The sequence below is a fragment of the Nocardia sp. NPDC055002 genome, assembly GCF_053608825.1.
Map to the genome: position 1 here is coordinate 89,286 of NZ_JBSGWE010000003.1, position 19,886 is coordinate 109,171.

The window sequence follows — 19,886 nt, forward strand, 5'->3', positions numbered from 1 at the left end:
GGGGCCTTTCTCGTTCGCGAGCCAGGACCAGGTTCTGATCAGCCACTGAGCTGCCTTTTCAGCACTCGCGGTCATCGTGAACGGGCGCAGCAAGTTCCGCCGGGCGCGTCCATTCGTATTCGCGTTCGACGTGGCATATCCGCGCGCGGTACCCCAGGTAGAACCGTTCGCGGCCCAGGCGTTGGACTGCGACATGCTCGACGTTGTCACGCCAGGTCCGTAGCGCGTCCAGATCCCGCCAGTACGACACGGTGATGCCGCAACCCGCGTCTCGAGCGAACTCCATGCCCAGGTAACCGTCGATCCGCGCTGCGAGATCTGCCATTTCCGCCGCCGCCTCGGCGTACCCAGCCAAGTCTGCGGCATCCGTCGACAAAGCGGTGGTCAGGATCGCGGCATAGTAAGGCGGAGTAGTTCCGCGGACGAAGGGCAAGCCGTCACTCGACGTCGTCATGGCCCCATCTTCCCTCGACGAAGGCACCAACCCCGGATGAGATCGGGCTGGACCCGAAGGTTATGGTTCGCCTCGTTTGTTCGATATTCAGGTTTGATCTCGCACGGTTCCATAGGTTTTGGGGGTCAACGCCCCCGATGACATCAGGAGCGTTGCCATGACGAATCCGCCCGAGGGACAACAGCCTCCCTTCGGTCAGCAGCCGCCCGTCGATCCGGGGATGCCGTCCGGGCCGCCGGGGTATCCGCATGCGGGGTTCGGGGCCGGGGGGCCGCCGGGGCCCGAGTATCCGGGTGGGCCCGATGTGTTCGTGCCGCCGCCCGCGCCGAAGAAGAAGCGGACCGGGTTGTTCGTGGCGTTGGGGATCGTCGCGTTGGTGGTCGTCGGTGTGCTGGTGACGGGGGTCGTGCTCACGTTGCAGGGGCGTACGCCGTTGTCGTCGGACGAGAAGCAGATCGATGTCGCGGTGCGCGACTTCTACGACACACTCGATGCCGACGGTTTCATCGCCGCCGCGCAGCTGGCCTGCCAGGCGGATCGTACGGAGATCGACAATCTCACCCCCGAGCAGCGGGCGCAGTTCGAGCGGGCGACGGTGCAGGTGACGATCGACGAGGTCAAGGACATCGTCATCACCGGCGACGACGCGAAAGCGACGGTCACCGGTCAGCTGACGCTGTCGGTGGAGGGCGAGGAGCCCGATACCGAGTCGAGTACCGAGGAGCACCTCACCAAGGAAGACGGCACCTGGAAGATCTGCTCGGCACCGGCCAACAAACACTGACCGAACAGCCGGTGACGCCTCCCGGTATCGCCCTGAGCCGCCGTTACGCTCGACACCATGGGCTGCTGCGGAGCGTCGCGCCGAACCGTACTGGCCGCCGCGGCGGGCGCGGCGCTCGCCGCGGCGATACCGGGTTCCGGCGGGGCGCACGTCGATCCGCTGATCGCGCTCGATCTGGAAATCGTCACCGTGACCGATCGTGGCGTGGTGCTGACCTGGACCACGTTCGGTCTCGATCCGGGAGGCCGTCCGTTCCCGGTCCCCGCCGATACCGAAGTGCGCCTGGCCCCGGCGGATTCGCCCCGCGAGCCGGTCACCGTCTACCACGACGACTCCAGAACCCCGTTCCATCACGCCGAGATCGACGACCTCGAGCCCGGCCGCCCGTACCGATTCCAGGCCCTGTCCAACGGAATTCGCGCGCTCCCCGCCCCGACGCTCACCACGGCGGCACCCGGCGCTCCCGAAGCGCGTGGCGAATTCACCACGCTCACACCACCTCCCGGACGCCTGCTACACACCATCGCCCTGGCCAACGACGTGCACTACGGCGAAACGGTGAGCGGCATCGTGATCGCCGGTTTCCCACCCGGATACCAGAGTGACCCGCCCTATCCACGGTTCATGCTCGACGGCCTCCTCGCTGATATCAGCGCCCGCGACGCCTCGCTCCTGCTGTTGGCCGGCGACCTCACGAACGAGGCCACCGTCGACGAATCACGTTCTGTCCGAGCACATCTGGACACATGGGGGACTCTCGGCACCGATTACCTGGTCGCCCGCGGCAACCACGACCGCCCGCACGACTATCCCGACTGCGCCGACTGCTGGGGCGATCACTTCCTGCCCCGGCAGCAATTGACCGAGCACCACCTCGGTGACCTGCGCATCCTCGGCCTCGACACCAGCGCCCCGGATGCCGCGGGCGGCACCGTGGACCGCCCGCAACTCGACGCCCTCACCGAAACGCTGCGCGCCGACCCGGACCGGCCGACCATCGTGTTCGGCCACCACCCCGTCACCGCCGAGGCGGGCTTCACCAATATCGGCGGCCCCGGCTTCATTCTCGACCGCGCGGTCGCCCTCGAACTACAGCGCCTCTACCAGCGGTCGCCGGGCGTGTTCCTGCACCACAGCGGTCACACCCACCGAACCAGGCGCACCCGGCCCGACCTGCCCTGCGCGGTGGAATTCCTGGAAGTCGGTGCGGTGAAGGAGTATCCGGGTGGTTACTGCCTGCTCCACGTCTACGAGGGTGGCTACCGGGTGAACTTCCACAAGACCCGATCCGAGGATGCCCGCCGCTGGAGCAGCCTGACTCGCGGCCAGTATTTCGGCACCGCACCGGACTATCTCCTCGGCACGATCGAGGACCGCAATCACGCCGTCACCCGGGATCTCTCCGGACTCTGATTCGCCGGTCGTCCGCATCCGCGCATGTCACGCGGGGTATCTTCCTTAGGCAAGCCTCATCATAGGATGGGGACCCTTGGTGGAAGGACGCGAATGACCTCGCGCAGTTGGAAACCTCTGGCCGGACTGATGGCGGTCGCCGTGGCGACACTCGGCCTGAGCGGCTGCTCCTCCTCCTCGGGCAGCGCCGACGCGATCACCGTCTACAACGCCCAGCACGAGTCGCTCACCAAGGAGTGGGTCGCGGCGTTCACCGAGGAGACCGGCATCAAGGTCACTCTGAGGCAGGGTGGTGACACCGCGCTGGGCAATCAGCTCGTCGCCGAGGGCGCCAACTCCCCCGCCGATGCCTTCCTCACCGAGAACTCCCCGGCCATGGCGCTGGTGGAGAACGCGGGCCTGTTCGCCGATGTCGACAAGGCCACCCTCGACCAGGTGCCGGAACGGTACCGTCCGTCGACCGGCAAGTGGACCGGAGTCGCCGCTCGCGCAACGGTTTTCGTCTACAACAAGGACAAGCTCAACACTGCGGGGCTGCCCGCCTCGCTGCTGGATCTCGCGCAGCCGCAGTGGCAGGGCCGATGGGCGGCGGGCACGTCCGGCGCCGACTTCCAGGCGATCGTGGCCGGTTTGCTCGCCCTGAAGGGCGAGGACGTCACTCGTGCCTGGCTGCGCGGCATGAAGGCCAACGCGACCAGCCTGCAGAACAATGTCGCGACCATGAAGGCGGTCAACGCGGGCAATCCCGACGGCGGCGTGATCTACCACTACTACTGGTACCGCGACCAGGCCAAGACCAAGGAGGGCAGCGCGAACACGGCGCTGCACTACTTCAAGAACCAGGACCCCGGCGCCTTCGTCAGCGTGTCGGGTGGCGGGGTGCTGAAGTCGAGCAAGAAGCAGGAGTCCGCGCAGAAGTTCCTGGCCTTCATCACCGCGAAGAAGGGCCAGGAGGTGCTGCGCGACGGCGATTCGATGGAGTACCCGGTGGCGAGCGATGTCGCCGCGAACCCCGCGCTGCCCCCGCTGGCCGACCTGCAGGCGCCGGCGATCGACCCGAGCAAGCTCGACGCGAAGAAGGTCACCCAGCTGATGACCGAGGCCGGGCTGCTCTAGGTGCGCACCACCCTCGTGCGGTCGGCACCCCGGGTCGGTCGGCCCGGGGTGTTCAGCACGCTCGTCGCGCTGGTACTCACGGCGGCGACGTTCGTGCCGCTGGGCTATATCGTCTCGGTGCTGTTCGACACCGGGCTGAGCGAGGCTGCCGCGCTGGTGTTCCGACCCCGGGTAGGCGAGCTGCTGACGAACACGGCACTGCTGGTGGTGTGCACGGTGCCGGTCTGCGTGGTGCTCGGCATCGGGTCGGCCTGGCTCGTCGAGCGCACCGATGTGCCGGGACGGGCGTGGTGGGGGCCGGTGCTGGTCGCCCCGCTCGCGGTGCCCGCGTTCGTCAACAGTTATGGATGGGTGAGCGTTTTCCCGTCGATGCACGGGCTGTCGGCCGCGGTGATCGTGGCGACGATGTCGTATTTTCCGCTGGTGTACCTGCCGGTCGCGGCCACGCTGCGCCGACTCGATCCGGCGATCGAGGAATCGGCGCGCGCGCTGGGCTCGGGGCCGGTAGCGGTGTTCTGGCGAATTACGCTGCCGCAGTTGCGATTAGCGATTCTCGGCGGCGGCCTGCTGATCGGCCTGCATCTGCTCGCCGAATACGGCGCGTTCGTGATGTTGCGGTTCGACACCTTCACCACGGCGATCTTCGAGCAGTACCAGAGCAGTTTCGCCGGACCGGCGGGCAGCATGCTCGCGGGGGTGCTGGTGCTGTGCTGTCTGGCGCTGCTCGGTGGTGAGTCGCTGCTGCGCGGCGACGCGCGCTACGCCCGGCTGGGTGGTGGTGCGGCGCGGGCGGCGCGGCCGATCGCGTTGGGTGGGCTGCGGGTGCCATTGTTCGGGGTACTCGTGGCGGTGGTTGCCGGGTCGCTCGGCGTGCCGCTGTGGACGATCGGGCGCTGGCTGTGGCTGGGTGGTTCGGCGGTGTGGGATTCCGTGGAAATCGGTGCGGCGCTGAGCCAGACGATCGGCCTTGCGGCCGCGGCCGCGCTGGTCACCACGCTGTGCGCGTTCCCCGTCGCCTGGATCGCGGTGCGTTCGACGAGCGCGTTCGCCCGGCTGATCGAGGGCGCCAACTACATCACCAGTTCGCTGCCCGGCATCGTGATCGCGCTCGCCCTGGTGACCGTCACCATTCGCTGGACACCGCCGCTGTACCAGACGGTGTCGCTGGTGGTGATCGCCTACGCGCTGATGTTCCTGCCCCGTGCGCTGGTGAGCGTGCGAGCCGGACTGGCGCAGGTCCCGGTCGGCCTCGAAGAGGTGTCGCGGTCGCTGGGCGAATCGGCCTCGACCACCTTCTTCCGGGTCACCCTGCGGATGACGGCGCCTGCCGCCGCGTCGGCCGCCGCACTCGTCTTCGTCGCGGTATCAACAGAACTCACCGCGACGCTACTGCTGGCGCCCACCGGCACACGCACCCTGGCCATGCAGTTCTGGGCGAAGTCGGGCGAACTCGATTACGCGGCCGCGGCGCCGTACGCGTTGATCATGATCATCGCCGCCGTCCCGGTGACCTATCTGCTGTTCACCCAGTCACGAAAGGCGGCCGGGATATGAGTCGGCTTGTTGTCGAAGGGGTTTCGAAGAGTTTCGGTGGCACCACGGTGCTCGATCACATCGACCTCGACGTACCGAACGGCACGGCAACGGCGGTGGTCGGCGCGTCGGGCTGCGGCAAGACCACCTTGCTGCGGGTGATCGCCGGATTCGAGGGCCCGGATACAGGTTCGGTGCGGCTCGGCTCGGACACTGTTGTCCACCAAGATATTTGTGTACCGCCGCAGCGCAGGAGAATCGGTTACGTGGCCCAGGACGGCGCCCTGTTCCCGCACCTGAGCGTCGCCGACAATATCGCCTACGGCCTGCACACCGGGCTGCGCGGCGCCGTCGACCGCCTGCGCCCACACCGCGACCGCCCCCGTGTCATCGAACTCCTGGCCATGGTCTCCCTCGACCCCGACTACGCCGACCGCAAACCCCATCAACTCTCCGGTGGCCAGCAACAGCGTGTCGCCCTGGCCCGCGCACTCGCCCGCAAACCGGATCTCATGCTGCTCGACGAGCCGTTCAGTGCCCTCGACACGGGCCTGCGCGCCACCACCCGCCAGGCCGTGGCCGACACGCTGCGCGCCGCGGGCATGACCAGCATCCTGGTCACCCACGATCAGGAGGAAGCGCTCAGCTTCGCCGAGCAGGTCGCCGTCATGCGCGCGGGGCGGTTCACCCAGGTCGGGCCGCCGCAGCAGGTCTACCACCGGCCCGCCGACCTGTTCACCGCCCGCTTCCTCGGGGACTGCGTGCTCCTCGACGCCCTCTGTGAAGCCGACACCGCCAAGTCGGTCCTGGGGCCCGTCCCGGTGCAGCCGGGCGCCCCCACCGGCGAAGTGACCCTGATGATCCGCCCCGAACAGCTCGCCGCCCAGGTGATCGCCGACGACGAACCGCATTCCGGTCACGTCACCGCCGTCGACTTCCGTGGCCCCGACGTGATCGTCACCATCGACCTCGCCGAGGGCGCGGGCACCGTCCGCGTCCGCCGCACCGGCATCGACGCACCCGCGACCGGCAACCGCGTCCGCCTCACCGTCCACGGCCCCGCCGTCGCCTACTGACATTGTGATCACGCTGATCCCAACCCTCGCCGCGAACGCCGGAGCACGGCACTATCAATGGCGAGGCGGGCGTGGCTGAGTGGTTTAGGCAACGGTCTGCAAAGCCGTTAACGCGGGTTCAATTCCCGCCGCTCGCTCTGTGGGAAAGCGGCTGGGTCGTGGAATGATCGTTTTCATGTCACGGCCCAGACCGCTTTCCCAGGACCCTATCGCCGAGGCTTACCGGCAGTGGGTCGCCCACGGCTGGGAGTCGGTCGCCGATGGGATGGCCCTGGTGACCTCGCTGGTTCGGGCGCAGCAGATCGTGATGGCGCGCGTCGACGAGGCGCTCAAACCGTCCGGGCTGACGTTCTCCCGCTACGAACTCCTGCAGCTGCTCAGTTTCAGCCGCACCGGCGCGCTGCCGATGGCCAAGGCGAGTGCGCGTCTGCAGGTGCATCCGACGAGCGTGACCAATACCGTCGATCGGCTCGAAGCCGCGGGGCTGGTGGTCCGCGTCCCGCACCCCAGTGACCGACGGGCAACTCTCATCGAAATCACCAGCGCGGGAAGGAAATCCGTGGCCGAAGCCACGGCGGCACTGAACGCTGAGGTGTTCGCCGAACCCGGCCTGCCCGCCGACCAGGGCCGCGACCTGTTACGACTGCTGGCACAATTCCGTCACGACGCGGGCGATTTCGAGGTCGACGACCCGGAAAACCTCGCATTCCACGCGACCTGGCAATCGACCGGAGAATCTTCTGCCGATCCCCTTGGCAGCTAGCCCGAAAAGGTTCACGATGTAGCGCATGGTGCTGATCCTCGGGGTGTCGGCGGGCGCGGGTGGAGCCCGTGCGCTGCTGACCCATTCCGATCAGCCCCACATGCCGCCCATCGACCGGATCCACGTACCGCGCCGGGCGGGCGGATCGGTGGAGGAATCGGTACTCACCGCGATCCATCGCATGCGCGCCGCGGCCGCCGAACGCGACGAGTACATTTCCGGCACCGCGGTCACCTGCCGCAGCGAGTTACAGGCCGATGCGATCAGAGCGGCAGCGGGCCAGGCCGACTTCGCGATCGTCGACGAACCACTGGCCCAGTTACGCTATCTGCGTTTCAGCGGCCTGCTGCCCGCCACCGACTCGGTGATGCTCTACGACCTGGGCAATTCCGGTTTGACCATCACCCACGCCGATTGCCGTACCGAAACCATCCTCGCGGGCAAACGCAGCACCGTCATCAGCGGCAACGGCTACGACGCGCTGCTGCGCCGGCAACTCGCGCGCAGTGGCGTCTCGGCCGACGCGCACGCCAGCCGCGAACATCGGGAATCGTTGAGCCGCACCAGAGTTGTCACCGCCGCCGATGCCGACACCGGCGGCCGTGCCGTGCTCACCCGCAGCGATCTGGCCGCTCTCTGCGAAGCGGGACTGCATCATTCGGCGTCGTTCGTGCGCCTGCTGATCGAGGAGACCGGGGTGCAGCCGGGAGCGCTGGCACTACTGGGCGGCTGCACCCGCAACCCGAGCATGCGCGCGGATCTGGCCCGGCTGATCGGCCTGCCGATCGTGTACGACCCTGAGCCGGAATATGTTTCGGCGCGCGGCGCGGTGCTGCTGTGCGCCCGTCGCCCCTCGGCGCGGTTACGGATGCCGCGTGGAGGTGCGGGGGTCATCGGAGTGCCGCCGCGCCAGGGTCGCCGAAAACTTCTCGCGGCGGTCGCGGTGACGGCCACCCTCGGTGGCACGGTCGCCGGCCTGCTCAGCAACGACAACCCCTCGGCGCGGTCCCCTGAACAGGGCACCGCGCCGAGTACCGCGCACTTCATCGACGGTGCGCCGCGCTGGAAACCGAACTAGCGGTTGGTGAAGTTCGGCGGCCGCTTCTCGACGAAGGCGGCCATGCCTTCCTTCTGATCCTCGGTCGCGAACAGCGAATGGAACACCCGGCGTTCGAACAGCAGCCCCTCGGCGAGCGTGCTCTCGAACGAGCGGTTCACCGCTTCCTTGGCGACCATCGCGACCGGCAGCGACATCGACGCGATGGTCTGCGCGGCCTCCAGCGCGGTGTCGAGCAGTTCGTCGGCGGGCACGACCCGCGAGACGAGCCCGGAGCGCTCGGCTTCCTCGGCACCGATCATCCGGCCGGTCAGGATCAGATCCATCGCCTTGGCCTTGCCGATCGCGCGGGTGAGACGCTGCGAGCCGCCGATGCCGGGGATGACGCCGAGGGTGATCTCGGGCTGGCCGAACTTGGCGTTGTCGGCTGCGATCAGGATGTCGCACAGCATCGCCAGCTCACAGCCGCCACCGAGCGCGTACCCGGAGACGGCGGCGATGGTGGGCTTGCGGAAGTTGGCCAGGCGGTCCCAGCGGGCGAAATAGTCGGCCAGGAACATGTCCATGTACGACTTGGGCGCCATCTCCTTGATGTCGGCGCCCGCCGCGAAGGCCTTCGCCGAGCCGGTGATCACGACGGCGCCGATGGAATCATCGCGGTCGAGCTCGTCGAGCGCGGCGATGACGTCGTCGAGGACCTGGGCATTGAGAGCATTGAGTGCCTTGGGCCGGTTCAGGGTGATCCAGCCGACCCCGCCCTTACCGTCGGTGCCGCCCTTGCGCTCCAGCAGAATCGTCTCGAATTCGGTCACAGCCACCCTCTTGTCAATCAACGGTCACGGATGGTGCAGACCATACCGAGCCGCGCCGCTCTGCAGTGACCTGGATCTGAACTGTGGCACGCCGTCTGTGACGCATTCCACCGCGCCCGATTTGCGGCACAATCGTCGCCATGGGCAGCGACCACTTCGTGCGGATCACCCGCCTGCGCGCACTGATCGACCACGAGAACACCGGCGCGGGCGAGCGCGCCACCGCGGAGCGGATGCTGGACCGATTGCTCCGAAAAGCCGCGGACCACACTGCTTCGGGCGCCGCGCCGGACCGCGTCTACGGTTCGCGGCACCACCGTGCGGGCAGGCACGCGAGCACCGCCTCGATCGTGGAATCGGTCCGCGAGGACATCGCCTTCGCCCGCACTTTCGTCGCCGCGGGCGCGCCCGGCGAGGTCACCGTCCACAGCCCCCTCGCCGCGGCTCCCGCCGAGCTCACCGTGGCCGTGACGACCCCGTTCGCCGACCAGATCGTCGTCACCATCACCGACATACCCCCCGCGTGGGGCTGGGAACCCGACGAATTCGACCGCATCACCGCCACCGAGGACCTGCGCCGGCTCGCCGACGAACTCGCCGAGATCATCGACAGCTACAACCACGACGGCGCCGATGTGGGTCCCCGATTCTTCCGCACGATCCGCGCCCAGGAAACCACCCTGATCCGCTGACCTGAACCGACCCGCCCGAGGCCCACCGCAGGTCATCGCTGCTTGCCGACCACGACCACCACCCCCGCGGTGAGCACCAGCGCGCCGATCCCCAACACCACGCAGGCGACGACCGGCCCACCAGCGGTGTAGTCGGCCACCACCTGCACGACCGCGATCGCGATCCCCGCCGCCCCGCCGAGCACCAGCACGGCGTCGCGGCGCAGCACGTACAGCACGAAGCAGAGCACCCCGATCAGCGCGGTCAGGCAGGGCCGCCACAGCGATTCGCCGAACGTCACCGATTGCGCCCCGATCACCGCGATCACCCCGCCGAGGACATATCCGGCCCATTCGGCCACCAGCAGGCGAGCCGACGCGAGTCCGAACCACAGCGCACCGAATGCCATCAGCGCGATCCCCTGCCACGGCGACCGGACATCGAACAGCTCCGAGGTGACGCTCAGAATGCTCGCGACACCGAAGCAGGCCACCGCGACCGTTCCGAGCACGCTCGGCACCAGCAGATATCCGAGAACGGCGGTGAACAGTCCCGCGATCGAGGCCGCGACGGCCGTCGCGTCGCCATGATGCCCGTCGAACGCCGTCGCCACCGCACCGGTCACCGCCACCGCCGCCAGCACGAGCAGCACCGCCGCCAGCCGCACCCGCCCCGCCGACGCGATCGGCACCCGGCGGAACACGCCCACACATCCTTCGGCCAGTACCACCGCTCCCCACATCGCGCACCCGGCGACCACCACCAGCAACACCACCCGCCCCGATTGCGCCACCTGCGCCCACGCCTTGTCGATGAACAGCCCCAAACCCGCGGCCACCAGCGCGGCCCCCAGGTACGCCACGATCTCGGCGGCCACCCGTCCCCCGCTCGCGCGCCCGGCCCGCTCCTGCTCGTCGACCGCCCGTAGCACCGCTCCCCGCTGCTCCCCACTGATCACCGCGGACGCCACCAGTCGCTCCAACGCCACATCCACCCGGTGCTCGCGAACCATCCGTCGAGTATGTCGACCTGCGGTGATGATTCCGCCGCAAGCCGGGCGGGGCGTTTCGCGGCCAAGTGACGCGGTTCACAGTAGAATTACTTTGATGTCCTAGTATCGGGCGATCTATCAATGGCGGAGGCAGTCATGAGCCTGCATGTTCCGGTGAATCCCGTGCGCTTCGTGACCTCGGCGGCACTGTTCGACGGGCACGACGCGGCGATCAACATCATGCGGCGGATTCTGCAGGCACAGGGCGCCGAGGTGATCCATCTCGGGCACAACCGGTCGGTACGCGAGATCGTCGACGCGGTGATCGAGGAAGACGTGCAGGGCGTCGCGGTGAGCTCGTATCAGGGTGGGCACATCGAGTTCTTCGAATACCTGGCGCGGGCACTGCGCGAGGCGGGCGCCGGTGAGGTGCGGATCTTCGGCGGTGGCGGCGGGGTGATCGTCGCCGAGGAGATCGAGCGGCTCGCGGCGAGCGGCGTGCGGATCTTCTCCCCCGAGGACGGCCAGCGCCTCGGCCTGCCGGGCATGATCAACGAACTGATCCAGCTCTGCGATGTCGACCCCGCGCGCACCGCCCCCGATCTCGACGCGCTCTACACCGGCGATCGAAACGCCCTGGCGCGCACCATCACCTGCCTGCAGCAGGGCTCGCTGCCCGAATCCGATCGGGCGGCGATCCTCGCGGCCGCGACCACACGGCGTGTTCCCGTGCTCGGCATCACCGGCACCGGCGGGTCCGGAAAGTCCTCCCTCACCGATGAATTGGTGCGCAGGCTCCGCACCGACCAGCAGGACAAGCTGCGCATCGCCGTGCTCGCGGTGGACCCGACCCGCAGGCGAGCCGGCGGCGCCCTGCTCGGTGACCGGATCCGGATGAACGCCCTCGACGGCGATCACGTGTATTTCCGGTCACTGGCCACCCGCGGCAATCACGAACTGCCCGACGATATCGACGCCATGATCGCCGCCTGCCGGGCCGCCGGTCACGACCTGGTCATCCTCGAGACCCCCGGCATCGGACAGGGCGACGCGGGCATCGTCGACCACGTGGACGTGGCGCTGTATGTGATGACGCCGGAGTTCGGCGCCGCGTCCCAGCTCGAGAAGATCGACATGCTCGACTACGCCGATGTCGTCGCGATCAACAAGTACGAGCGCCGTGGCGCGGCCGACGCGGTCCGCGATGTGGCGCGCCAATTGATCCGCAACCGTGCGGAATTCGGCGCGAGCCCCGCTGACATGCCAGTCTTCGGCACCAGCGCGGCGACGTTCGACGACGACGGGGTCACCGCCCTGTACCAGCACCTCACCGGCCTGCTCACCGAACACGGCCTGACGCTCGAGCCCGGCGTCCTGCCCCGCGTCGACACCTCGGTCTCCACCCGCTTCGCCCAGCTCGTGCCCCCGTCACGGGTCCGGTATCTGGCCGACATCGCCGACACGGTCCGCGGCTACCACGCCGACACCCAGCGCGAAGCCGCTGCCGCCCAACGGATTCAACGACTGGCACTGGTACACGACGAGCTCCCCGACGACACGGCCGTCACCGACCTGCTCACACAGGCCCGTCCCGCCCTCTCCGCGGCCTCGACCGCGGCACTGGCCGAATGGCCGGCGGTCGCGGCGAGCTACCGCGGCGACGAACAGGTGGTGCGCATCCGCGACCGCGAACTGCGCACGCCGCTGCGCCGCGAATCCCTGTCCGGGACCAGCATTCCCCGTGTGGCCCTCCCCCGCTGCACCGACGACGGCGACCTCCTGCGTTTTCTGCGCGCCGAGAACCTGCCCGGCCGATTCCCGTTCACCGCGGGCGTTTTCCCGTTCAAACGCGAGAACGAGGACCCCGCCAGGATGTTCGCGGGTGAGGGTGATCCGGCCCGCACCAACCGGCGATTCAAGGTCCTCAGCGCCCATGCCGAAGCCACCCGCCTGTCCACCGCGTTCGACTCCGTCACCCTCTACGGCCACGACCCGGCCGAACGCCCCGACATCTACGGCAAGGTCGGCACCTCGGGAGTCTCGGTGGCCACCGTCGAGGACATGCGCACCCTGTTCGACGGTTTCGATCTCGGCGCCCCGACCACCTCGGTCTCGATGACCATCAACGGCCCCGCCCCGACCATCCTCGCCTTCTTCCTCAACACCGCGATCGATCAGGCGCTGCAGCGCTTCTCCGATGCCGAAGGGCGCGAACCGACATCGGCGGAAGCCGCCGATATCCGGGCACGCACGCTGTCGACCGTGCGCGGCACGGTGCAGGCCGACATCCTCAAGGAGGACCAGGGCCAGAACACCTGCTTGTTCTCCACCGAATTCAGCCTGCGCATGATGGCCGACGTCCAGGAATGGTTCGTACGCAACGACGTCCGGAACTTCTATTCGGTCTCGATTTCGGGATATCACATCGCCGAGGCAGGCGCGAATCCCATCAGCCAGCTCGCTTTCACCCTCGCCAACGGATTCACCTATGTGGAGACCTACCTCGCGCGCGGGCTGGCGATCGACGACTTCGCCCCGAATCTGTCGTTCTTCTTCTCCAATGGCATGGATCCCGAGTACACGGTGATCGGCCGGGTGGCCCGCCGGATCTGGGCGATCGCGATGCGCGACCGGTACGGTGCGGGCGAACGCGCCCAGAAACTCAAGTACCACGTGCAGACCTCGGGTCGATCACTACACGCGCAGGAAATGCAGTTCAACGACATTCGCACCACCCTGCAGGCGCTGATCGCGGTCTACGACAATTGCAACAGCCTGCACACCAATGCCTTCGACGAGGCGGTGACCACCCCGACCGAGGATTCGGTGCGCCGCGCGCTGGCGATTCAGCTCATCATCGCCAAAGAATGGGGGCTCGCCGTCAACGAGAATCCGCTCCAGGGCAGTTTCATCGTCGACGAACTCACCGATCTCGTCGAAGAGGCCGTGCTGGTCGAATTCGAGCGGATCAGCGAACGCGGCGGAGTGCTCGGCGCGATGGAGACCGGCTATCAGCGCGGTCGCATCCAGGACGAGTCGATGCGTTACGAGCAGCGCAAACACGACGGATCTCTGCCGATCGTGGGGGTGAACACCTTCCGCGGCCGCGACGACGGCCCCGAACACGCCCCGCTGGAACTGGCTCGCGGCACCGAAACCGAACGCCGCTCCCAGCTGGACCGGCTGCACAGTTTCCAGGCTGATCACGCCGAGGAATCCCATCGCGCGCTGGCGCGGCTGACCGAGGTAGCGCACACCGACGGAAATATTTTCGAAGTGCTCATGGACGCGGCGCGGGTGTGCACATTGCAGCAGGTCACCGATGCCTTCTTCGCGGTGGGCGGACAGTATCGGCGCACTGTGTGAACCGCGTAATCCGTCGCGGCGCGCCGTTGGCGTGTGACAATCGCCGTGAGCTCTGCCAGCGGCGGCGATGGGACGCACAGCATGGATCTGACCGACTTCGACATCATCGATGCCCATATTCACCAGTGGGATCCGCATGCCACCCCACGCGAGTTCAGCAAGCTCGCGAAATTGATGCGCTATCTGCCTTTACCGGTCGATATCGCGGCGAAGCTGGCCCCGCTGCGTGACCGCCAATTCGTCGGCGAGCCCAGCGCCTACCTCCAGCCTTATCTGCCCGCCGACTACCGCGCGGACCGGGGAAATACGCCGGTCGAATCCGTGGTGGAAATCGAGGTGCAGTGGACGGGCTGGAAGCCCGACGAGACGCGCTGGGTGGCGAGCCTGCCGTTCGGTGTCGACACGCCCGCCTTGGCCACGATCATCGGCTCGGCCGACCCCGCCGGCGCGGATTTCGGCGCGGTGCTCGATGCGCATCAGTCCGCGTCGCCGCTGTTCCGTGGTATCCGGACGATGGTCGCCCACCACCCCGATCCCGCCGTGAAGTCCTTCGCCGCCCACGACGGCGCACTCACCGCCCCGGCGTTCCTGCACGGCTTCGGGCAGCTCGCCGAGCGGGGGCTCTCGTTCGACGCCTGGGTGTACTCGGGGCAGCTCCCCGAGGTGACGGCGCTGGCCGAACGGTTCCCCGAGGTACCGATCGTGCTCGATCATCTGGGGACGCCCGCGGGCATCTTCGGGCCGGTCGGCAAGGACACCGGGCACACCGCCGGACAGCGGGAGGTCCTGTTCGATCGGTGGCGCGAGGACCTCACCGATCTGGCCGCGCAGCCCAACGTAGTGGCCAAGGTGAGCGGGCTGATGATGCCGGTGCTCGGACATCCGGTGCCACGACGCGGTGCTCCGACACCTGTCCCCACACTGCTGAGACGGGTGGGGCCGCTGCTGGCGCACGCGCTGGCGGTGTTCGGCGCCGACCGGCTGATCTGGGGGTCGAACTTTCCGGTCGACAAGCCGATCACGAGCCTCGGCGGCGCGGCCGAGACCGTGGCCACCGCGCTGAGCGAGGCGGGCGCGAGCACCGACGACCTGCGGAAGGTGTTCGGCGGCAATGCCGTCCGGTTCTACCGGATCGAACCCACCGCGTGAATCGCCGCGTCCACGAGCCGGTTTCTGTCGGTGGCCGGGTTTAGCATCGGCGCATGAAAGCCATCGGCACCTTCGAGGTCACCGCGTTCGATCCCACCGAGCTGACGCCGCAGCCGCCCATCGTCACCGGGATGCCGGTCGGCATCTCGACCATGACGAAGGCCTACGCGGGCGAGATCGAAGGGCTCTCGGCCACGCTGTTCACCGCCGCCTTCGACATGAGCACCGGCGCGGGCACCTATCTCGCGATGGAGTCCTTCGAGGGTGCGCTGAACGGCAAGGCCGGTGCGTTCAACTTCGTCCACTCCGCCACCACCGGTGGTACCGACCGCACCGACGAGTTCTTCCACATCGTCCCCCGCAGCGGCACCGGGGAACTGACCGGCATCGCCGGTACCGGCGCGCTGTACGTGGATGCCGAAGGCGGACACCATATCTGGTTCGAGTACGAGCTGGGCTGATGCCAGGTCCAACAGCAGACCGGGCCGAGCCGTCGACTCAGTCGTCGAATTCGGTATAGAGCGAGCGCAATTCGCGTAAACCGGTTGCCGCGGTCGGTTCGTCCTCGGCCGACATCCGCAGCGCGCGACGCAGCGGAATCGCGTCGAGGTCGTCGATGACGGCGTGGAATTCGACGCGGGGCAGCTCGGGTAGGACCAGCTCGTCGCCGTAGGGGTCGTCGGAATCGGCGGTGCGCGAGGACTTCTCGACACCGCCGATGAGGGTGTCGAGGTCGAGCCCTCGCAGGGTGAGGATCTCGCTGGGCTGCTCGTCCAGGCGCTCGGCGAGCAGATAGCAGACCGCCGCTACGTGCTTGCACGGCCAGCCCATGTCCGGGCAGCTGCAGGCGAAGTCCAGTTCGGAGGCCGTGGTCGGCAGCAGGTGCGGGCCGAGCGCGGGTGGGAGCGCGCCCGAGGCGATCTCGGCCAGCATGCCGGGCGCCTCCCTGATCTCGGCGAGCAGCAGGTCCACCTCGTCCTCGCGCAGCGGCCGGATCGACAGCACCGAGGTGAACGGGCTCGGTTGGCTGCCCTGCACCTCCGCGGTCACCGCGCCGCGTTCGATCCGGTAGTTCACCACCTGCCCGACCCTGGCGTAGGTGCGTCCGCGCGAGAGCCTGCCCGCGTCGGCGACCTTCTCCACCGCGTCGAGCAGCGATTTGCCCCACCAGGTCCGGCCGAAACCGCCGCGAGCCTGGGCGCCGCCGCGCACCGGTTTGCGCGGACCGAACTGGCTGAAGTCGGCCATCTACTCACCCACCGCCTCGGCGCCGAGGGTGAACAGCTCGCGCAGTTCGTCGGTGCTCATCTCGGTGATCCAGTTCTCGCCCGCGCCGACCGCCAGATCGGCCAATTGCTTCTTCCCGTTGATCATTTCGTCGATCCGCTCTTCGATGGTGTCGACGCACACCAGCTTGCGGACCTGCACCGCGCGCTGCTGGCCGATCCGGAACGCGCGATCGGTGGCCTGGTTCTCGACGGCCGGATTCCACCAGCGGTCCAGGTGGATCACGTGATTGGCGGCGGTGAGGTTCAGCCCGGTGCCGCCCGCTTTGAGCGAGAGCAACATCAGCGGCGGGCCGTTCTCCCCCTGGAAGCCGGTCACCATATCGTCGCGGCGCTGCTTGGCCACGCCGCCGTGCAAGAACGGGATCGGGGTGCCGAACCGTTCGGTGAGGTAGGGCAGGATCAGGTCGCCGAACTCACGGAACTGGGTGAAGAGCAGGGCCTTCTCGCTGTCGGCGAGCACCGCGTCGAGCACGTCCTCGACCAGCGCCAGCTTGCCGGAGCGGTGGCCGCCGCGTCGCAGGATCGGCGAACCGTCACCCAGATAGTGCGCGGGGTGGTTGCAGACCTGTTTGAGGCGGGTCAGCGCGCCGAGCACAGCGCCCTTGCGCGCCATGCCCTTCGCGTCTTTGAGTTTCTCCAGCATGTCGTCGACGACGGCCTGGTAGAGGGCGGCCTGTTCGACGGTGAGGTTGGCCCGCACCGTCATCTCCAGCTTCTCCGGCAGGTCGCTGATCACCGCCGGATCGGTTTTGAGCCTGCGCAGCACGAACGGATCGGTGATCAGGCGCAGCCGATCGATGGCCTGCTGATCGCGTTCGCGCTCGATCGGCACCGCGAACTTGGCGCGGAACGATTGCGGGCTGCCGAGCAGTTTCGGCATGGCGAAGTCGAACAGCGCCCGCAGTTCTTCCAGCCGGTTCTCGACCGGAGTTCCGGTGAGCGCCAGCCGATGTCGCGCGGTGAGCGCCCTGGCCGCACGCGCCTGCCGGGTCACCGCGTTCTTGATGTGCTGGGCTTCGTCGAGCACGATCCGCTCCCACTGCTGTTCGTTCAGCAGCGTGATATCGCGGGCGAGCAGTGCGTAGGTGGTGATCACCAGATCCGAATCAGCCACCGCCGCAGCGAATTCCGCGCCCTGGAGCCGACCGGGACCGTGATGCACGAGCACCCGGAGGTCCGGCGCGAACCGTTGCGTCTCCCGCTGCCAGTTGCCGACCACCGACATCGGACACACCAGCAGCGTCGGTCCGACGCGCGCCGCGGCGTCGTAGGTCGCGAGGGCGGCGAGCTCGTCGACCACCGCGGGCTGCGTCTTCTCACGCACCACGGCAGCTGCGCCGACCTCGCGCTCGTGTACGAGCAGCGCCAGCACCTGCACAGTCTTGCCGAGGCCCATGTCGTCGGCCAGGATCGCGCCGCAGTTCAGCCTGCTCATCGTGGCCAGCCAGCTCAGGCCACGTTCCTGGTAGGGCCGTAGCTCGGCTTTCAGGCCGACCGGAACCGGAACCGGCTCGGGTTCGCTTTCCCTGGCGAACAATTCGGCCGCCCAGCCGTCGGCGGTGACCTCGGTGACCGGGACATTGTCGACCCGCTCGGCGGCGAGTTCACCGATCATGTCGGCCAGGGTGATCGGGCTGTCGTCGGCATGCTGCGCGACGTAGCGGGCAGCGGCGGCCAGTGCTCGATGGTCGGCCTGCACCCACTCGCCGCGCAGCTGGACCAGGTCGGATTTGCTGCTGATCAGCCGTTCCATCTCGGCCTGGGTGAGCACCAGATCGCCGAGCGCCAACTCCCACCGGTAGGAGAGCAGGCCGCTGAGGCCGACGGTGGATTCGGCGGCGGCGGGACTGCTCACGCGCAATCGCATGCTCGGTTCGGCGATGTTCCAGGCCCGTGGCAGGAGCAGCCGAATACCGGCTTCCTGCAAGGCATGTGCACCGTGGGCCACCAGGTCGGCCACCACCTCGGTGGGGAGCAGCAGGTCGAGGCCGCGCGGATCGGTGGGGAGGTCGCGCAGGCGCGGATAGGCCTTGCGCGCCTGGCCGAGCTTCTCCGCCGCCGTGCGCACGAGCACCGGATCATCTTCGAAGACAACGGGTTTGGGTGCGTCGTCGACCGGGCGCAGGCACACCTGGAGTCGCCACAGCGCCACCGATTCGTCGGCTGTGCCGAATTCGCCGTCGGGTTCGCACAGGCGCAACACCAGCTCCGGCTCATCGGCGGCATAGCCTTCCCGCCACTGCGTCAGCGTTTCCGACAGGCGGTAGGAGCCGACGTCCAACGGGGTGTCGGCGACCAGCGCGGCCAGCAGCGGGTGCGTCATCGTGCGGTGCGCGAGATATTCGCGGGCGATCGGGTCGGTGAGATGTGCGCACAGGTCGTCGAGCACGGCGGCGGGCGGGCCCGCCACCCGCAGCGCCGGCGGCATCGCGGCGGCCAGCTCGGCCAGCCACGCCCGTTGACGTTGTCCGCCGACGAGCCGCCAGCGCACCCACCACTGGCCGTCGGCCCGCTCGATCTGGGGCACCACGCGCCCGGCCCGCACCCACCGTTCGATGCCGCGCGCGACGTGCGCGAGGAACCGCAGATCGCCGGAGATGTGCTCGCGCGGCAGTCGGCTGCGCAGCACAACGGCCGCCGTCGGTGGCGCGAGCGCGTGCGCGCGCACCTCGGCGGTCCCGGACTGTCCCTCGGCATCGACGACGAGCACCTGGGCCCGGTGCCGGAACCTCGCGCGATCCAGGATGTCGCCGAGCACCGACCCCACGGCGACCGGCTCCGCGTCGTGCCACAGCAGTAGGCCCGATTCGGGGGACCACAGACCGTGCAGCATGAGCTCCATCCAAGCAGGCGGCACCGACACCGATCACGGCCGCCATACCCCTGGATTTCTCGCCGCAACGAGAACATAATGAAATAACCCCAGGTCACGGGCCGGAACACCCACCGGCGACAACTCCATATGGACCCAGGCGGACCGGACGATCCGGTTCGACCGATGACCCCTTGTAATTCGTGCGGAGGGCAGCGATGACGATTCTGCTCCAGGTTCTCGAGCAGAGCTACACACCCAACACCCCTTGGGAACGGCGCAAATTCACCTTCATCGACACCACGAAGATCCTCGGCATGCGGCTGGACGGCCAGGCAGGCGTCTGGCTCGATCTGTCGCGGCCAGGCGAATCCCAGCGCCTGGCGCACACCATCGACCCCAGCGAATCCATCACCTTCCTGCTCACCGTCTTCGCCAAGATCGCCGAATGCGAAGACCGTGGCGGTTCGTGGCTGGTCGGCCATGACGGCGCGCACGTCTCCTCGATAGCAGCCACCCGATTCCCGCCCAACCCGGCCGAGCAAGCCGCGGACGACCTGCTGGCCCGGGCGTGGTTATAGGCCACATCGTCGACTGAG

17 protein-coding genes and 1 tRNA gene are annotated in these 19,886 nt (G+C 68.1%); 13 read left to right on the forward strand and 5 right to left on the reverse strand.

The genetic code is table 11. From position 1 onward, the window contains the following. Positions 1 to 58 precede the first annotated feature (58 nt). Positions 59 to 454 carry an antibiotic biosynthesis monooxygenase family protein gene (locus ACWF99_RS12710; RefSeq protein WP_452536000.1) on the reverse strand — a complete coding sequence of 132 codons (396 nt, stop codon included), beginning with the start codon at positions 452 to 454 and terminating at the stop codon, positions 59 to 61. Between the two features lie 157 nt (positions 455 to 611). On the opposite strand from ACWF99_RS12710, the gene ACWF99_RS12715 reads away from it, so the two are divergent. From ACWF99_RS12715 to ACWF99_RS12750, 8 genes are all read left to right on the forward strand, one after another. After that, positions 612 to 1,238 (forward strand): Rv0361 family membrane protein, encoded by a 627-nt coding sequence (locus ACWF99_RS12715; protein ID WP_378635744.1) that lies wholly within the window; start codon positions 612 to 614, stop codon positions 1,236 to 1,238. Between the two features lie 57 nt (positions 1,239 to 1,295). Then, positions 1,296 to 2,651: a metallophosphoesterase gene (locus ACWF99_RS12720; RefSeq protein ID WP_452536001.1), complete on the forward strand. Its 1,356-nt coding sequence runs from the start codon at positions 1,296 to 1,298 to the stop codon at positions 2,649 to 2,651. A gap of 93 nt (positions 2,652 to 2,744) precedes the next feature. Beyond that, positions 2,745 to 3,767 (forward strand): iron ABC transporter substrate-binding protein, encoded by a 1,023-nt coding sequence (locus ACWF99_RS12725; protein ID WP_452536002.1) that lies wholly within the window; start codon positions 2,745 to 2,747, stop codon positions 3,765 to 3,767. After that, the gene (locus tag ACWF99_RS12730; RefSeq protein ID WP_452536003.1) at positions 3,768 to 5,321 is read left to right on the forward strand and encodes an ABC transporter permease; all 1,554 of its coding nucleotides are present in this window, start codon (positions 3,768 to 3,770) and stop codon (positions 5,319 to 5,321) included. Continuing rightward, positions 5,318 to 6,376 (forward strand): ABC transporter ATP-binding protein, encoded by a 1,059-nt coding sequence (locus ACWF99_RS12735; protein WP_452536004.1) that lies wholly within the window; start codon positions 5,318 to 5,320, stop codon positions 6,374 to 6,376. Before ACWF99_RS12730 ends, ACWF99_RS12735 begins: the two co-directional genes overlap by 4 nt. Positions 6,377 to 6,441: 65 nt before the next feature. Continuing rightward, a tRNA-Cys gene (locus ACWF99_RS12740) sits at positions 6,442 to 6,513 on the forward strand. Between the two features lie 38 nt (positions 6,514 to 6,551). Continuing rightward, a complete protein-coding gene (locus ACWF99_RS12745; protein ID WP_378663174.1) occupies positions 6,552 to 7,139 on the forward strand; it encodes a MarR family winged helix-turn-helix transcriptional regulator in 588 nt (195 codons plus the stop codon). A 25-nt stretch (positions 7,140 to 7,164) separates the two neighbouring features. Next, the gene (locus ACWF99_RS12750; RefSeq protein ID WP_378635728.1) at positions 7,165 to 8,217 is read left to right on the forward strand and encodes a hypothetical protein; all 1,053 of its coding nucleotides are present in this window, start codon (positions 7,165 to 7,167) and stop codon (positions 8,215 to 8,217) included. Here ACWF99_RS12750 and ACWF99_RS12755 read toward each other — a convergent pair. After that, positions 8,214 to 9,008 carry an enoyl-CoA hydratase gene (locus ACWF99_RS12755; protein ID WP_378635726.1) on the reverse strand — a complete coding sequence of 265 codons (795 nt, stop codon included), beginning with the start codon at positions 9,006 to 9,008 and terminating at the stop codon, positions 8,214 to 8,216. The genes ACWF99_RS12750 and ACWF99_RS12755 overlap by 4 nt on opposite strands. A 140-nt stretch (positions 9,009 to 9,148) precedes the next feature. Between ACWF99_RS12755 and ACWF99_RS12760 the strand changes: the two genes are divergently transcribed. Beyond that, a complete protein-coding gene (locus ACWF99_RS12760; protein ID WP_378635724.1) occupies positions 9,149 to 9,700 on the forward strand; it encodes a hypothetical protein in 552 nt (183 codons plus the stop codon). A 32-nt stretch (positions 9,701 to 9,732) separates the two neighbouring features. Here the strand turns inward: ACWF99_RS12760 and ACWF99_RS12765 are convergent, their stop codons facing one another. Further along, on the reverse strand, positions 9,733 to 10,692 hold the full coding sequence (locus tag ACWF99_RS12765; protein ID WP_452536005.1) for a DUF2157 domain-containing protein: 960 nt from the start codon (positions 10,690 to 10,692) through the stop codon (positions 9,733 to 9,735). 135 nt (positions 10,693 to 10,827) lie between these two features. Between ACWF99_RS12765 and icmF the strand changes: the two genes are divergently transcribed. The 3 genes from icmF (at position 10,828) to ACWF99_RS12780 (ending at position 15,647) form a co-directional block, all read left to right on the forward strand. Continuing rightward, the gene (gene icmF, locus ACWF99_RS12770) at positions 10,828 to 14,037 is read left to right on the forward strand and encodes a fused isobutyryl-CoA mutase/GTPase IcmF (RefSeq protein WP_452536006.1); all 3,210 of its coding nucleotides are present in this window, start codon (positions 10,828 to 10,830) and stop codon (positions 14,035 to 14,037) included. Positions 14,038 to 14,118: 81 nt separating this feature from the next. Next, positions 14,119 to 15,186, forward strand: a complete 1,068-nt coding sequence (locus ACWF99_RS12775) for an amidohydrolase family protein (RefSeq protein ID WP_452536007.1) — start codon at positions 14,119 to 14,121, stop codon at positions 15,184 to 15,186. A gap of 53 nt (positions 15,187 to 15,239) precedes the next feature. Beyond that, on the forward strand, positions 15,240 to 15,647 hold the full coding sequence (locus ACWF99_RS12780; protein WP_378635715.1) for a DUF3224 domain-containing protein: 408 nt from the start codon (positions 15,240 to 15,242) through the stop codon (positions 15,645 to 15,647). Positions 15,648 to 15,684: 37 nt separating this feature from the next. Here the strand turns inward: ACWF99_RS12780 and ACWF99_RS12785 are convergent, their stop codons facing one another. Beyond that, complete coding sequence (locus tag ACWF99_RS12785) at positions 15,685 to 16,434, reverse strand: SWIM zinc finger family protein (RefSeq protein WP_378635713.1); 750 nt, start codon at positions 16,432 to 16,434, stop codon at positions 15,685 to 15,687. Continuing rightward, positions 16,435 to 19,308, reverse strand: coding sequence for an SNF2-related protein (locus tag ACWF99_RS12790; RefSeq protein WP_452536008.1), 2,874 nt, complete (start codon positions 19,306 to 19,308; stop codon positions 16,435 to 16,437). A gap of 197 nt (positions 19,309 to 19,505) precedes the next feature. On the opposite strand from ACWF99_RS12790, the gene ACWF99_RS12795 reads away from it, so the two are divergent. Then, the gene (locus ACWF99_RS12795; RefSeq protein ID WP_378635708.1) at positions 19,506 to 19,868 is read left to right on the forward strand and encodes a hypothetical protein; all 363 of its coding nucleotides are present in this window, start codon (positions 19,506 to 19,508) and stop codon (positions 19,866 to 19,868) included. Positions 19,869 to 19,886 lie beyond the last annotated feature (18 nt).

Coding starts and splice junctions, on each gene's coding strand:
- ACWF99_RS12750 (WP_378635728.1), top strand. CDS start 7,165: ATGGTGCTGATCCTCGGGGTGTCGGCGGGCGCGGGTGGAGCCCGTGCG.
- ACWF99_RS12735 (WP_452536004.1), top strand. CDS start 5,318: ATGAGTCGGCTTGTTGTCGAAGGGGTTTCGAAGAGTTTCGGTGGCACC.
- ACWF99_RS12795 (WP_378635708.1), top strand. CDS start 19,506: ATGACGATTCTGCTCCAGGTTCTCGAGCAGAGCTACACACCCAACACC.
- ACWF99_RS12715 (WP_378635744.1), top strand. CDS start 612: ATGACGAATCCGCCCGAGGGACAACAGCCTCCCTTCGGTCAGCAGCCG.
- ACWF99_RS12745 (WP_378663174.1), top strand. CDS start 6,552: ATGTCACGGCCCAGACCGCTTTCCCAGGACCCTATCGCCGAGGCTTAC.
- ACWF99_RS12710 (WP_452536000.1), bottom strand. CDS start 454: ATGACGACGTCGAGTGACGGCTTGCCCTTCGTCCGCGGAACTACTCCG.
- ACWF99_RS12725 (WP_452536002.1), top strand. CDS start 2,745: ATGACCTCGCGCAGTTGGAAACCTCTGGCCGGACTGATGGCGGTCGCC.
- ACWF99_RS12760 (WP_378635724.1), top strand. CDS start 9,149: ATGGGCAGCGACCACTTCGTGCGGATCACCCGCCTGCGCGCACTGATC.
- icmF (WP_452536006.1), top strand. CDS start 10,828: ATGAGCCTGCATGTTCCGGTGAATCCCGTGCGCTTCGTGACCTCGGCG.
- ACWF99_RS12780 (WP_378635715.1), top strand. CDS start 15,240: ATGAAAGCCATCGGCACCTTCGAGGTCACCGCGTTCGATCCCACCGAG.
- ACWF99_RS12765 (WP_452536005.1), bottom strand. CDS start 10,692: ATGGTTCGCGAGCACCGGGTGGATGTGGCGTTGGAGCGACTGGTGGCG.
- ACWF99_RS12775 (WP_452536007.1), top strand. CDS start 14,119: ATGGATCTGACCGACTTCGACATCATCGATGCCCATATTCACCAGTGG.
- ACWF99_RS12785 (WP_378635713.1), bottom strand. CDS start 16,434: ATGGCCGACTTCAGCCAGTTCGGTCCGCGCAAACCGGTGCGCGGCGGC.
- ACWF99_RS12720 (WP_452536001.1), top strand. CDS start 1,296: ATGGGCTGCTGCGGAGCGTCGCGCCGAACCGTACTGGCCGCCGCGGCG.
- ACWF99_RS12790 (WP_452536008.1), bottom strand. CDS start 19,308: ATGCTGCACGGTCTGTGGTCCCCCGAATCGGGCCTACTGCTGTGGCAC.